The following is a 14,130-nucleotide window of genomic DNA, read 5'->3' on the forward strand; positions in this document are numbered from 1 at the left end:
TCAACAGCGAGAGCAGCAATGCGGCGCCTCAGGTCGATGCGCGGCCGACGTACGCCGCTGCCCCGCGCCCTGCCGCGAGGCCGCTGGCAAAGCAGGCGGTGAGCAGGTAGCCGCCCGTCGGCGCTTCCCAGTCGAGCATTTCGCCCGCGCAGAAGACGCCGGGCAGGCGCTCGATCATCAGATGTTCGTTGAGCGCCTCGAAGGGAATGCCGCCAGCGGTGCTGATTGCTTCCGCGATCGGACGGGCGCGCGTGAGCCTTACCGGCAGCGCCTTGATCGCGTGCGCGAGACCGTTGGCGTCCGCGAAAGCTTCTTTCGACAGAATCTCATGCAACAGAGCCAGTTTTACCCCACCAATCCCGATCCGGCCGTGCAAGTGGCTCGACATCGAACGTGAGCCGCGCGGCCGCGTGACTTCGGCGACGACTCGCTCCAAAGCCAGGCCTGGCGCCAGATCGAGCATGATCGTGACATCGCCGTCAGCCAGAATCCGCTCCCGAATCTGGCTCGACAAGGCATAGATCAAACTGCCTTCGAGGCCCGTTTCGGTCAAAAGTATTTCACCTTGTCGATTGTGGACTTTACTGTCTACATCGGTGAGCGTGATGGCCACGGGCTTGACCGGTTGACCCGCGAAACGCTCGCGCAGATAGGGGCTCCAGTCCGCGTCGAAGCCGCAGTTCGCGGGCAGCAAGGGCGCGACGGGCACATCGCGCGACGCCATCAGCGGGACCCACGCGGCGTCCGAGCCGAGACGCGGCCAGCTTGCGCCGCCGAGCGCAAACACCACGGCGTCGAAGGTGACGGCTTGCTCGCCGTCGGGCGTGGCGAAACGGAGCGTATGCGTGGCGGCGTCGGCGGCTTCGGCGTCCCAGCCGCACCATTTGTGGCGCATGTGAAAACGCACGCCCGCTTCGCGCAGTCGATGCAGCCACGCCCGCAGCATCGGCGCGGCTTTCATGTCGGCCGGAAAAACGCGCCCCGAACTGCCGACGAATGTTTCCACGCCCAACTCGTGCAGCCACGCGCGCAAAGCGTCGGGATCGAAGGCCCGCACGAGCGGCGCGATCTGCTCGCGGCGCGCGCCGTAGCGGCCGAGAAACGGCTCGAGCGGCTCCGAATGCGTGATGTTCATGCCGCCTTTGCCCGCCATCAGAAACTTGCGGCCGACCGACGGCATGGCGTCATGGACGTCGACCTGCACACCTTGCTGCGAGAGCGCCTCGGCGGCCATCAAGCCGGCGGGGCCGCCGCCGATCACGGCGACGCGGGCGGAATGGAATGAGGATGGCATGCGGGCCTGCGGAAGAGCGGAAGTGGCGGCGCGCCGACGGTTCGGATGATCCGGCGGCGCGAAGGCCGCTATTTTCACACCGTGGACAGCGCAGGGCAAACGCGCGAGCGGATCGGCAGGCCGAAATAGGCTGGGTTCAGGCGCTCCTGCATCCGGCCGGTTTGCTTCGGTGCCTTTGTTATCGAGCGGCGCGACCTATACTTTTCAGACACCTTCCATCGGACGCCGCACGCGTCTTCCTCGCGTCAGACCAACTCGCCACCTTCCCCGCCACCCGGCGCTATCCGCGCAATCGGAGCCGCCGTGTCACGGCCGGCGATCTGGTCCGCGCGTCTGCTGCCTGCGTGGATGTCTGAACGTCATCTGAATCAAGGAGACCGCCATGTCCCGCAAATACATCGATTGCCGCGAGTTTCCGAGCGAAACGAACTGCACCGTCGCCCTGTCTGCCGACAGCGAGAGCGAATTGCTCGACGCCGCCGTTCAGCACGCGGTCACGGTGCACAAACATACGGATTCGCCGGAATTGCGCTCGCAACTCAAGACGCTCTTTCACGACGGCACGCCGCCGGTCGAAGCACCGCGCGCGTGAGCTGCTGTCTTTTGGGGAGCTACAGAACGAGCGACCCGCGCGAACGGCACCTTGCCGCCCGCGCGGGTCGCAGCATCGTCGAACAATGTCCTAGCCGGGGTACGCCTCGTCCACCTTCAACCCGGCGAGCTTGAAGATCACCCGCAGCGTTTGCGGCTTGATATCGCGCCGCGAAGCCAGCGTAGTCATGACGAAGTCGAGCACTTTGGCGTACTTGAGCATCGTCAGACAGGTTTCCATGTCCACGCTGCCGTCGCGCATGACTTCGGCCAGACGCAGCATCTCCGTCGAGATGTCGCGCGCCATTTCCAGCTCGAGTTGCTGCTTCTCGGACCACGCCGGGGTGGCGATCAGTTTCGCCAGCATTTCCTGAAATTTCTGTTCGACGTTTCCGTTGGGTACCGTATCCATTGCCGCCTCTTCTATTTTCCGAGCACGCGTCCGCTTGAAGTCTCGGCGCGCTACTGGTTACGTAACGTTCGGCCCGTGTTCCGGGACCGTCCTCCCCACATGCATTCGGTTCGCGTGGTGAAAGCCACGGCCGCAGCCCGTTGTTATAGGCGGAACAGCCGGCACCATCGTGCCTGGCCGGTACGCAAGCTGCTTTTGTACCTTTCCGAAACCTTCCTCGCGGCGCTTTTCGTGCAGGAAGTGTTCCAGGTTTGTGCTCTTTCTGGCATGGTTTGACGGCTCCTTCGGTCAGCAAGCCGCACTTTGGGTAAACTGGCAGCAACTTTTCCCTTTTTCCGTCGCCTGTCGCACGTTCACGCTGCAATTATTGGCGATTTCCCTCGATGTCCACCAAAACGCACGAAATCCGCCCCAACCAATCCGTCGAATTGCTGAAGGAGCTGCATATCCTCACGCGCGACGGCAAGATGAACCAGGACAGCCGTCGCAAGCTGAAACAGGTCTATCACCTGTTCCAGTTCATCGAGCCGCTGCTCAAAGACCTCCAGAGTGAGCAGGGCGCCGTGACCCTCGTCGACCACGGCGCGGGCAAGTCCTATCTAGGTTTTATCCTGTACGACCTTTTCTTCAAGGAATTTCAGGGCGATGCGGGCGGTGCGTCACACATATATGGTATTGAGACGCGCGAGGAGCTTGTCGCGAAGTCGGAGGAACTGGCCCAACGGCTGGGATTCACCGGCATGTCGTTTCTGAATCTGTCGGTGGCGGACTCGATCACGTCGGACCGCTTGCCGGCCCGGATCGACATCGTGACCGCGCTGCACGCCTGCAACACCGCAACCGACGACGCGCTGCGCTTCGCGCTCGAAAAGAAGGCGAAGTACATCGTGGTCGTGCCGTGCTGTCAGGCCGAGGTGGCGGGGGTTTTGCGGCAGAACAAGGGCAAATCGCTCGGCAACGCCCTCACGGAAATCTGGCGGCATCCGTTGCACACGCGGGAGTTCGGGAGCCAGATCACCAACGTGCTGCGGTGTTTGCAGCTTGAGGCGCACGGCTATCAGGTCAGCGTGACCGAACTGGTGGGCTGGGAGCATTCCATGAAGAATGAACTCATCATCGCCCAGTACAAGGATTTGCCGAGGCGCCGGCCGGCCGAGCGCCTGAACGAGGTGATGGAAACCCTCGGGATCGAGGAGTTGAAGGAACGGTTCTTTGTTTGAGCCTATGGGGCGGCGGCGCGCGGTCGCTTTTGCGGGACGTTGCGCGTATTAGCGCTTCATCAACGCTTCATCAACGCATTCCAGCCCGCCAGCCCGATTCGCCGGAGCGTTTCCTGATTCCGCTCGTAAATCTCTTCAGCGTCGGGAAAAGCCTGAACCGCGCGTTCGATGCTGTCCTCGCGCAGTAAATGCAAAATCGGATACGGCGCGCGATTCGTGTAGTTCTCGATATCGTCGGGCTCACTGCCTTCGAATTGATAAAAGGGATGGAAGCTCGCGATCTGAACGACGCCTTCGAGCCGAAGCTGCTTGAGCATGCGTTCGGCGAAAAACAGGCAATCGTTGTAGTCGAGAAAATCGCTGAGCGCCTGCGGCACGATTAACAGCGTCGTATCCACGGCATCAGGGTAGGCGGCGACCAGCGTCTGAAGCTCGGTTTCCAGATCGGTCAGCACGCCTTCCATGTCCACGGCATCGCTGACGGCATAGCGAATCTGTCCCTTCACATGGACCGCCTTCGCAAACGGGCAGAGATTGAGGCCGATCACAGCCTCGGTCAGCCAGTGACGAGTAGCGGCAACAACGGCATCGTGGGATTCGGCGGACAACGACATGGCAGGCGGCGCGGGAGATAAAGCGCCATTTTAACGGGCGGACCGGCGTCGATTCGCGCCTCGCTCAAACAGAACGTCAAAGCAGAAAATTCGGTTAGCTGCCGCTGCCGCTGCCGCACGCGGCGGCGATCAACTGTGCGGCGACTTTCGGCGCAGCCAGAATGGGCCCGCATCCGGGCCCGTAGGTCTGACTGGCCGCATACACGCCTTCGATCATCAAACCCAGCGCATTGGCGAGCGCTACCGGATCGTCGGCGCCGGCCGCCGTGGTCAGCTCCGTGAGCCGCGCCATCAAGCGCGCTTTGTTGCGAAACACGAATTGCCGCGCCGGATGCGCCGCCTCCGGAAACTCCACCGACACGTTCACGAAAGGACAGCCGCGATAATCGTCGACAGACGCGCGCACCGCGAGGTCGTCGAAATATTGCTGAAGCTGCCTTGCCGGTTCGCCCGGATGTTTGGCGAAGCTCCGCTCCACATAGCTGAAGAACTGCTCGTCCTTGCGCTCCAGATAAGCCATGACCAGCTCGTCTTTCGACGAAAATTGCCGGTACAAGCTCATCTTGTTCACGCCCGCGCGCTCGACCACCGCGTCTACGCCGACGGCTCGCACGCCCTCGCGATAGAACAACTCGTCCGCGGCACGCAGCAAGTGCTGCTGCGCCTGCGGGCCGGCGGTCTGCGCGCCGCGCGTGCGGCGCGCGACGACCGGCTTTGGGGTTTGACTGTCCGACATGGATGACCACCTGAACTCAATTAACGCCTTGACATGTTACCGAGCAGTAACTAAGATCGCAACACCTATTGTGACTGATCTGTCACAAGTCCTTTACCGAACACGTAACAATCTAAGCGGCGTCGCCTGCGGAGCAGGTGTCGATTGGAGAATCCATGAATTGGGCAGCAAGACTGATTGGCGGACGTTTCCACTACGGCTGGTTGACCGTCGCGGTGGTGTTTCTGGTGCTGCTGGCGGCGGCCGGCACGCGCGCCACGCCGAGCGTGATGATGCTGCCGCTCGAGCATCAATTCGGCTGGAGCCGCGCAACGATTTCTCTCGCGATTTCCGTGAACATCGCGCTGTACGGTCTGATGGGACCGTTCGCGGCGGCGGCGATGCAACGTTTCGGTGTGCGCCCCACGCTGCTGGCCGCGCTGGGGACGATGGCGGCGGGCGTCGCGCTGTCGTCGCTGATGACGCACCCGTGGCAGATGGTCCTGATCTGGGGCGTGATGGTCGGCGGCTCGACGGGTGTCGCGGCGCTGTCGCTCTCGGCGACGGTGGTGACGCGCTGGTTCACCACGCGGCGCGGTCTCGTCATGGGCATTCTTACGGCGAGTTCGGCGACCGGCCAACTCGTGTTCCTGCCGATGCTCGCCGCTATCGCCGAGCACCACGGCTGGCGGCAAGTGGTGTGGGTCGTCGCCATTGCGGCCGCGGTCGTGATTCCGCTGGTGGCGTTTCTGTTGCCCGAGCGCCCGGCCGACATGAAGCTGCGCCCGTACGGCGAACCGCACGATTCGCCCATCAACAGCACCGTCACCAAGCAGAATCCGCTGGCGATCGCCTTCGGCACACTCGCCATGGCCAGCAAGACGCGCGACTTCTGGTTGCTGTTTTTCAGCTTCTTTATCTGCGGCGCGAGCACCAACGGCTATGTCGGTACGCATCTGATCGCGATGTGCGGCGACTACGGCATGACGGAAGTGCAGGGCGCTTCCCTGCTCGCCGCGATGGGCATCTTCGATCTGTTCGGCACGACCCTCTCGGGCTGGTTGTCCGACCGCTTCAACAGCCGCGTGCTGCTGTTCTGGTACTACGGTCTGCGCGGGTTGTCGTTGATGTATCTGCCGCACGCGTTCGGCATCGACTTCTTCGGGTTGCCGCTGTTCGCCGTGTTCTACGGCCTCGACTGGATCGCGACCGTGCCGCCGACCGTGCGTCTGGCCACCGACGTCTACGGCAAGGAATCGGCGCCGGTGGTGTTCGGCTGGGTCGTTGCCGGGCATCAGCTCGGCGCGGCGTTCGCGGCGCTCGGCGCGGGTATGCTGCGCGCGAGTCTCGGTACGTACACGGTGGCGTCGATGATTTCCGGCGGCTTGTGCCTCGTGGCGGCGGTGATCGTGTTGCGGATCAACCGGCCCGCCAAAGTGCCGGAACCGCAGGTGGCGTAGAGCCGCACGCAATCGCCCTGAACGATGCCGGCAAAAGCACCGGTATGAAACCGCGCGCGGCTGTTCGGGCATCGCGGCAACGACGGCCCCGCAAGGGGCCGTTTTGCTATCGCAGCCGGTGGTAAACAAACTGCTCGCTTGTTGGCGCACGCGTGCCGAAGCCCGGTTATGCTATGTGACCCCGGGCAGTTGCCCGTCGATCATGAATTTCGACCGAGAGAAGCGCATGACCAACAAACCCGCCCCTACCGCAATTGCCATTCACGAGCTGATTGCAGGCCGCTGGAGCCCGCGCGCGTATTCGAGCGAGCCGGTGAGCCGCGAGCATCTGCACTCCGTGCTCGAAGCGGCACGCTGGGCGCCGTCTTCGTATAACGCGCAGCCGTGGCGTTTTCTCGTATTCGACCGCAGCGTCGATGAAGTCTCGTTCAAGCAGGCCTTCGCCACGCTGGTGCCGTTCAACCAGGGCTGGAATGCGCCCGCGCCGGTGCTGATCGCGGTGACTACGCACACACTGACCAACAAGGGCGAGGTGAATCGCTGCGCGCCGTACGATGCGGGCGCCGCGGCGATGGCGCTGGTCTTGCAGGCGCATGCGCTCGGCCTGGCCGCGCACCAGATGAGCGGTTTCGACCCGAACGCGTTCCGCACCGCATTCAAGCTGCCGAACGACGTCGAAGTGATCGCGATGATTTCGCTCGGCCACTACGGCGACGTGGACAAACTGGACCCGGTGTTGCGTGAGCGCGAGAAATCAGTGCGTCAGCGTCTGCCGCTGGCGGAAATTGCTTACGGCGGCGGCTGGAAGAAGGCGTTCTGAGCGGTTTTCCAGCTTATGTATTGAGTAAAACGAACGCGCGGCGCTGACCGCGCGTTTTTTATTCGGCGTCATCCGCGACACTCGACAGCGGCGTCGCCACGCTCTCCAGCGACTTGCGCTCCGCATCCACGCCCCAGATTGCCGCGATCACCGCCGCCGCCAGCATCAGACCCGAGCCGACCAGATAGCCGGAAAACACTTCGCTGCGCTGATGCGTGTCGATCAGCCGGCCAAAAAACGCCGGCCCGGCGATGCCGCCGAGCGCCGTGCCGAACGCGTAGAAAACCGCAATGGCCAGCGCGCGAATTTCCAGCGGAAACGATTCGCTGACGGTCAGATAGGCCGAACTCGCGGCCGCGGACGCGAAGAAGAAAATCACCATCCACGCGATCGTCTGCATCGCGACGGTGAGCATCTGCTGCTCGAACAGGTAGCCGCTCAGCGTCAGCAGGATGCCGGAGATCGCGTAAGTCGCCGTGATCATTTTGCGCCGCCCGATCACGTCGAAGAGCCGCCCGAGCAGCAGCGGTCCGAGGAAATTGCCGAGCGCAAAGGGCAGCAGATACCAGCCGATGCGATCGCCCGGCACGTGGTAGAAATCGGTGAGCACAAGTGCGTAGGTGAAAAAGATCGCGTTGTAACAAAACGCCTGCGCGGTCATCAGCGACAGACCGACCAGCGCGCGCCGTCGGTGCACGTTAAAGAGCGTATGGAATACCTCGCGCAGCGGCGTGTGTCCGCGAGCGCGTAGGCGCAGGCGCGTGAGGTCGTTGTCGGAGAGCGCGTGGCCTTCGTTGCGAAAGCGCGTTTCGATGCCTTCGACAATCGCGCGCGCGTCGCGCTCGTCGCCGTGCGTCAGGAGCCAACGCGGGCTTTCGGGCACCCAGATGCGCATAGGCAAAATCCCCAGAGCGAGCACCGCGCCGATAAAGAAACAGGCGCGCCAGCCCCAGTCGGGCGGCAGCAGATGCGGATCGAGCAGTACCAGCGAGCCGGCCGCGCCGAGGCCCGCGCCGACCCAGAACGTGCCGTTGATGCCCAGATCGGTCCAGCCGCGCACACGGGCTGGCGTGAATTCCTGGATCGTCGAATTGATCGCCGTATATTCGCCGCCAATCCCGGCGCCGGTCAGGAAGCGAAACAGCAGAAAACTCGCCAGATTCCACGACAGCGCGGTTGCCGCCGTCGCTGCCAGATACAGGGCGAGCGTGATGAAAAACAGCTTGCGGCGTCCGAGCCGGTCGGTGAGCCAACCGAATCCCAGCGCGCCGAGCACCGCCCCGGCGATGTAGGCGCTACCGGCCAGACCGACGTCGGCGTTGGTAAAGTGCAACGATGGACTAGACTTCAACGCACTTGCGACCGCGCCCGCCAGCGTGACTTCCAGACCGTCGAGCAGCCACGTCACGCCAAGCGCCACCACGATCAGCGAGTGAAACCGGCCCCACGGCAGACGGTCGAGCCGCGAAGGCAGATCCGTTTCGACGACCGTGGCGTTTTTTTCGTGGACAGCGGCAGTAGGCGGCGCGCTCATTGCTTGAAGTCTCCTCAATTCCGAAAATTGGCGGTATATCCTGTCAAAATGAGCAATATTCGTTCCGTCGAACTGCGTGTTTGCGTTCTCGCGAGCGTGCCTGAAACGTCAGTTGATGCTGATTGGGCTTTCGTGTTACAAAGCCGCTCCCCTTCTGTCCGCGCCAGCCGTGAGCGGCGATTCCTGCCATGAACTATTGCGCGATTGACTTCGGTACTTCCAATTCGGCTGTGGCCGTTCCTGTCGACGGCGCGCTCAAGCTCGCGCCGGTCGAGGGCGCCTACACGACGTTGCCCACCTCGGTCTTTTTCAATACCGACGAAAACACCCGCGAATTCGGGCGGGCGGCGCTCGCAGCTTATATCGACGGCTTCGACGGCCGTCTGATGCGTTCAATGAAGAGCATTCTCGGCTCGCCGCTCGCCGAGAACTCCACCGATCTCGGCGACGGCTCGGCGATCAAGTACACGGACGTGATCGCGATTTTCGTCGAGCATCTCAAGCGCTCGGCGGAAAAAAGCGCCGGCGGCCCGATCCATCGCGCCGTGCTGGGCCGCCCGGTGTTTTTTGTCGACGACGACCCGCGTGCCGATCAGATGGCGCAGCAGCAGCTCGAAGCCGCCGCGCGCTCAGTCGGCCTGCGGGAAATTCACTTTCAGTATGAGCCGATCGCGGCCGCGTTCGACTACGAATCGCATCTGACGGAAGAAGGGCTCGTGCTGGTGGCCGATATCGGCGGCGGTACCTCGGACTTTTCGTTGGTGCGAGTCGGGCCGGAGCGGATGAAGCGTGTCGAGCGCAAGGACGACGTGCTGGCCCACCACGGCGTGCACGTCGCCGGCACGGATTTCGACCGTCGCGTGGAACTGGCGACGATCCTGCGGGAAATGGGATATCAGACGCTCGACCCGGAAGGCCGTGAGATTCCGAACCGGATTTATTTCGATCTGGCGACCTGGCATCTGATCAACACCGTCTACGCCCCGAAGCGTGTCAACGAGCTCGCGCTAATGCGGCACCTGTTCACCGAGGTCAAGCATCACGACCGCCTGATGCGCGTCGTGGAACGCCGCCTGGGTCATGCGCTGGCCGCTCACGCGGAAGAGGCGAAGATCGGCGTGGCGGCGGGCGGAGAGACCGTGATCGACCTTGATGAAGTGGAAGACGACTTGCGTCTGGCGTTCGACGAAGCGCAACTCATCAAGGCCGGCCAGGACGAAACGCTGCGCATCGTGCAGGCGGCACGCGACACTGTGCAGGCGGCCGGCGTGGCGACACGCGACGTCAATGCGATTTACTTTACGGGCGGTTCGACCGGATTGGCATTTCTATCGGGCGCATTGGCGGCGGCATTTCCCGATGCTAAAGCGGTATTCGGCGACCGGCTCGCGAGTGTCGCGACTGGACTCGGCATTCACGCACGGCGTGTATTCGGATAACCAGAATCATCAATCGCATACTGCGAAGATAATCACCGTTCGCAATAGCGGCGGATATAAAAAAACCCCGCCGAGGCGGGGTTTTTTTGCGTCCAGAAGGAAGCGTGTTGCTTACACCGGCTTGATGTTAGCAGCTTGCTTGCCCTTCGGGCCCGTCTTCACTTCAAACGTAACCTTTTGGTTTTCTTGCAGCGTCTTGAAGCCTTCCGTGCGGATTTCCGAGAAATGCGCGAACAGATCTTCGCCGCCGCCGTCCGGCGTGATGAAGCCAAAGCCCTTTGCGTCATTGAACCACTTGACGGTACCGGTTTCCATATTACTTGTTCCTAAAGATGGTAAATAAGGCCGAAGCCCAGAGGGTGCATGAAAATCAAGGAAGGGGTAATGGGACCAACCGGAGTACCGTTGATGGGCGAACTACGAAAGACCAATTCACTCGCCGCTTGAAATCCTGCCCCGACGTTATACGGCGATTTTGAGAGAAGGTCAACAGTCTCCCCACAACTTTACGAACTTTCGCTAGCTTGGCGTAAAAGTTGCTTACAAAGCTTGCTATTCATCTGAATTTTTTGCTAGGGACAACCCTTAGTTTCGATGCGGGGGCTGGGTGCAACCGTTAAACTACGCGCCTCGCGTCGGTTGCACCTGTTTGGAATGGCCGTCGCGTACGCATGATTGTCGCCCATTTCCAGCGCCTCCAAGGCGATGTGACGCGGTGCCGACATGGTTCTGCTGCAAATTTGCATGGAGCGGAGTTGGTGCTGAAGCGCTCACTCCGGCCGACACAGGAGAAGACGTGAAAAGTTCTATACAACGGAACATCGGGCCATTCGCGCTGATGCTGACGGGCTTAGGTTCCATCATCGGATCGGGCTGGCTTTTCGGCGCGTGGAAGGCTGCAAAAATTGCCGGGCCCGCTGCCGTTTGTGCATGGGTGATCGGCGCGGTTGTGATTCTCGCGATCGCATTGACGTACGCGGAACTCGGCGCGATGTTCCCGGAGTCCGGCGGCATGGTGCGTTATGCGCGCTACTCGCACGGTGCGCTGGTGGGTTTCATCAGCGCATGGGCCAACTGGATTGCCATTGTTTCGGTGATTCCGATCGAGGCCGAAGCGTCCATTCAATATATGAGCACGTGGCCCTATCCCTGGGCGCATGCGCTATTCGTGGATGGATCATTAACCACGAACGGGTTATTGTTGTCCGCGGCGCTCGTGATCATTTACTTCATGCTGAACTACTGGGGCGTGAAACTGTTTGCGCGTGCCAATTCGGCGATCACGATCTTCAAGTTCCTGATTCCTGGCGCGACGATCCTCGGCTTGATGTTCGCGGGCTTCCACAAGGAAAACTTCGGCGAAGCGAGCACCTTCGCGCCGTACGGCTGGTCGGCGGTGCTGACGGCGGTGTCGACGAGCGGCATCGTGTTCGCGTTCAACGGTTTCCAGAGCCCGATCAATCTCGCCGGTGAAGCGCGCAATCCGGCCAAGAGCGTGCCGTTCGCGGTGATCGGCTCGATCCTGCTGGCGCTGGTGATCTACGTTCTGCTGCAGATTGCGTATATCGGCGCGGTGAATCCGAGCGACGTGATGAAGGGCTGGAGCCACTTCAACTTCGCTTCGCCGTTCGCGGAGCTCGCGATCGCGCTGAACCTGAACTGGCTGGCGATCCTGCTGTACGTCGACGCATTCGTCAGCCCGAGCGGCACCGGCACGACCTACATGGCGACCACCAGCCGCATGATCTACGCGATGGAGCGCAACAACACGATGCCCAAGATGTTCGGCAACGTCCACCCGTTCTATGGCGTGCCGCGTCAGGCAATGTGGTTCAACCTGCTGGTGTCGTTCATTTTCCTGTTTTTCTTCCGCGGCTGGAGTTCGCTCGCGGCGGTGATTTCGGTCGCAACCGTGATTTCGTACCTGACCGGTCCGATCAGCCTCATGGCGCTGCGCCGTGCGGCGACGGACCTCGAGCGTCCGCTGCATATCCCGGGCATGAAGATCATTGCGCCGTTCGCGTTCGTCTGCGCGTCGCTGATTCTGTACTGGGCGAAGTGGCCGCTGACCGGCGAAATCATTCTGCTGATGGTCGTCGCGTTGCCGGTCTACTTCTACTTCCAGGCGAAGTCGGGTTTCGCTGGCTGGGGACGTGATCTGAAGGCGGCGTGGTGGCTGGTCGCTTATCTGCCGGTGATGGCGATTCTGTCGCTGATCGGCAGCAAGCAGTTCGGCGGTCACGACCTGATCCCTTATGGCTGGGACATGGTGGTGGTGATCGCGTTTTCGCTGGTGTTCTATTACTGGGGCGTGACGAGCGGTTATCGCTCGGAATACCTGGACGAGCGCAGCGAGCATGACGAAGTGCTCGAAGGCATGGGCGCTCATTAAAGTGTTGCGCTGAAGCTTGTGGAAAAAACCCCCGCCGGAGTTGCTCAGGCGGGGGTTTTTCTTTTCTAAGGTGCCTATGACCTTGCGTTAGGCTGTGCCGAACACGTAGTTCGTCATGGCGAGCGAGCGCTGGTAGGTGCCGAGCGACTGGATAGCCAGCGAGTAATCGTCGTCCGCCACACCCAATGCGGCGAATACCGGCAGTAGATGCTCGTCGGTGGGATGCATCAGCACCGCATGTGGCGCCTGGCGGCGATAGTCGAGCAGCGCGTCGATATCGTGCGCGGCGAGTTTTTCCTCGAACCAGTCGGTAAATTCGGCGACCCTTGGATCGGCGTCCTCAGGGCGCGCGGAGAAGTCGGCGGCGCGCAGATTGTGGGTGATCTGGCCGGAGCCGATCACCATCACGCCGTCGTCTTTCAGCGACCGCAGCGCCCGGCCGACGCGAAAGTGATGCGCCGCGTCCATGTGCGGCTGGATCGACAACTGGGCGACGGGTATATCGGCCTCCGGAAACATGAGCAGCATCGGGACCCACGCACCGTGATCGAGTCCGTGCGGCTGAGCGCCGGCGAGGATGCCGCTCTCGCCGAGCAACACGGCGGCGCGGCGCGCCACATCGGGCGCACCCGGGGCCGGGTACTGAATTTCGTACAACTGACGCGGAAAGCCGTAGAAATCGTGAATGGTTTCCGGCGCCGTGGACGTGCTCGCCACCGGCTGCGCCGTGCCCCAATGGGCCGACAGCATCAGCACGGCTTTCGGACGCGGCAACTGGGCACTCAGCGTACCGAATTCGGCGGACGGCAGCGACGGGTCGATCGGCAGCGTGGGCGCGCCGTGGGACAGAAAAAGCGAGGGTAAGCGGTTCATGGCAGCAACGCGGCCGCGAGGGCGCGGCGCAAAGATTGGGTTGCTACCAATATAGGGGTCTACCGTGATTTGATAAACGGGCTAAAACAGAATTGATTGTGTCGCAGATGTTGTGAATGCGTGCGTATGCACGGACATCATCGCCCGGCGGAGGTGACGCGTTATTCCTGCGTGCCGCGCAGCCCAGCCCACGCCGGCGACAAAGCCGGTCCGAGCGCAAACAGATCCAGCACGCGCGCCACAGTGTGATCGACCATTTCGTCGATGGAAGCGGGTTGGTTGTAGAAGGCAGGCAAAGGCGGGAAGATTACGCCGCCCATTTCAGTGACGGCCGTCATGTTGCGCAGATGCGCCAGATTGAACGGCGTTTCGCGCACGAGCAGCACGAGGCGGCGGCGCTCCTTGAGCGTAACGTCGGCGGCGCGCGTGATCAGGTTGTCCGAGAAACCGTGCGCGACGCTGGCGAGCGTCTTCATGGAGCAAGGGGCGACGACCATGCCGTCGGTGGCAAACGAGCCGGACGCGATGCTCGCACCGACGTCGCGCACCGAATGAACGACATCCGCGAGCGGATGCACGTCTTCTTTGCTCAACTGGAGTTCGTGCTGGATATTGAGCCAGCCCGCGCTCGAAATCAGCAGATGGCTCTCGACGCCGCCCAGCCGGCGCAGCGTTTCGAGTATCCGGATGCCGTAGATGGCACCCGTCGCGCCGGTGATCGCGACGATCAGCCGGCGTGGCGCCGCAGCGCGTGTTTCCATGGCTC

The 14,130-nt window shown here is 62.1% G+C and carries 14 protein-coding genes; 6 read left to right on the forward strand and 8 right to left on the reverse strand.

Going from position 1 to position 14,130, the window contains the following annotated elements:
* Positions 1–28: 28 nt before the first annotated feature.
* Positions 29–1,294, reverse strand: coding sequence for a TIGR03862 family flavoprotein (locus B0G71_RS21225; protein ID WP_116148754.1), 1,266 nt, complete (start codon positions 1,292–1,294; stop codon positions 29–31).
* Positions 1,295–1,676: 382 nt separating this feature from the next.
* On the opposite strand from B0G71_RS21225, the gene B0G71_RS21230 reads away from it, so the two are divergent.
* The gene (locus B0G71_RS21230) at positions 1,677–1,886 is read left to right on the forward strand and encodes a DUF1059 domain-containing protein (protein WP_106284210.1); all 210 of its coding nucleotides are present in this window, start codon (positions 1,677–1,679) and stop codon (positions 1,884–1,886) included.
* 90 nt (positions 1,887–1,976) lie between these two features.
* Here B0G71_RS21230 and B0G71_RS21235 read toward each other — a convergent pair whose 3' ends face one another.
* The gene (locus tag B0G71_RS21235) at positions 1,977–2,297 is read right to left on the reverse strand and encodes a hypothetical protein (RefSeq protein ID WP_012434486.1); all 321 of its coding nucleotides are present in this window, start codon (positions 2,295–2,297) and stop codon (positions 1,977–1,979) included.
* A gap of 383 nt (positions 2,298–2,680) precedes the next feature.
* Here B0G71_RS21235 and B0G71_RS21240 point away from each other — a divergent pair, with 383 nt between their 5' ends.
* Positions 2,681–3,517, forward strand: a complete 837-nt coding sequence (locus B0G71_RS21240) for an SAM-dependent methyltransferase (protein ID WP_116143906.1) — start codon at positions 2,681–2,683, stop codon at positions 3,515–3,517.
* A gap of 59 nt (positions 3,518–3,576) precedes the next feature.
* Here B0G71_RS21240 and B0G71_RS21245 read toward each other — a convergent pair whose 3' ends face one another.
* Positions 3,577–4,131 carry a DUF1415 domain-containing protein gene (locus B0G71_RS21245; RefSeq protein ID WP_116143907.1) on the reverse strand — a complete coding sequence of 185 codons (555 nt, stop codon included), beginning with the start codon at positions 4,129–4,131 and terminating at the stop codon, positions 3,577–3,579.
* A gap of 94 nt (positions 4,132–4,225) precedes the next feature.
* Positions 4,226–4,867 carry a TetR/AcrR family transcriptional regulator gene (locus B0G71_RS21250; protein WP_116143908.1) on the reverse strand — a complete coding sequence of 214 codons (642 nt, stop codon included), beginning with the start codon at positions 4,865–4,867 and terminating at the stop codon, positions 4,226–4,228.
* A 155-nt stretch (positions 4,868–5,022) separates the two neighbouring features.
* Between B0G71_RS21250 and B0G71_RS21255 the strand changes: the two genes are divergently transcribed.
* Positions 5,023–6,306, forward strand: coding sequence for an MFS transporter (locus B0G71_RS21255; RefSeq protein WP_106284214.1), 1,284 nt, complete (start codon positions 5,023–5,025; stop codon positions 6,304–6,306).
* A gap of 226 nt (positions 6,307–6,532) precedes the next feature.
* A complete protein-coding gene (locus B0G71_RS21260; protein WP_181916803.1) occupies positions 6,533–7,126 on the forward strand; it encodes a nitroreductase family protein in 594 nt (197 codons plus the stop codon).
* Between the two features lie 58 nt (positions 7,127–7,184).
* Here B0G71_RS21260 and B0G71_RS21265 read toward each other — a convergent pair whose 3' ends face one another.
* Positions 7,185–8,660 (reverse strand): MFS transporter, encoded by a 1,476-nt coding sequence (locus tag B0G71_RS21265; protein WP_116143910.1) that lies wholly within the window; start codon positions 8,658–8,660, stop codon positions 7,185–7,187.
* A 188-nt stretch (positions 8,661–8,848) separates the two neighbouring features.
* On the opposite strand from B0G71_RS21265, the gene B0G71_RS21270 reads away from it, so the two are divergent.
* Positions 8,849–10,099: an Hsp70 family protein gene (locus B0G71_RS21270; RefSeq protein WP_116118392.1), complete on the forward strand. Its 1,251-nt coding sequence runs from the start codon at positions 8,849–8,851 to the stop codon at positions 10,097–10,099.
* 111 nt (positions 10,100–10,210) lie between these two features.
* On the opposite strand, the gene B0G71_RS21275 is transcribed toward B0G71_RS21270, so the two are convergent.
* Positions 10,211–10,414, reverse strand: coding sequence for a cold-shock protein (locus B0G71_RS21275; protein WP_007180251.1), 204 nt, complete (start codon positions 10,412–10,414; stop codon positions 10,211–10,213).
* A 481-nt stretch (positions 10,415–10,895) separates the two neighbouring features.
* Here B0G71_RS21275 and B0G71_RS21280 point away from each other — a divergent pair, with 481 nt between their 5' ends.
* Positions 10,896–12,491, forward strand: a complete 1,596-nt coding sequence (locus B0G71_RS21280; RefSeq protein WP_041759043.1) for an APC family permease — start codon at positions 10,896–10,898, stop codon at positions 12,489–12,491.
* Between the two features lie 87 nt (positions 12,492–12,578).
* Here B0G71_RS21280 and B0G71_RS21285 read toward each other — a convergent pair whose 3' ends face one another.
* The gene (locus B0G71_RS21285; protein ID WP_116143911.1) at positions 12,579–13,364 is read right to left on the reverse strand and encodes a class III extradiol ring-cleavage dioxygenase; all 786 of its coding nucleotides are present in this window, start codon (positions 13,362–13,364) and stop codon (positions 12,579–12,581) included.
* A 161-nt stretch (positions 13,365–13,525) separates the two neighbouring features.
* Complete coding sequence (locus tag B0G71_RS21290) at positions 13,526–14,125, reverse strand: UbiX family flavin prenyltransferase (protein WP_116143912.1); 600 nt, start codon at positions 14,123–14,125, stop codon at positions 13,526–13,528.
* Positions 14,126–14,130: the final 5 nt, after the last annotated feature.

This window comes from Paraburkholderia sp. BL27I4N3 (assembly GCF_003386115.1).
Classification (GTDB): domain Bacteria; phylum Pseudomonadota; class Gammaproteobacteria; order Burkholderiales; family Burkholderiaceae; genus Paraburkholderia.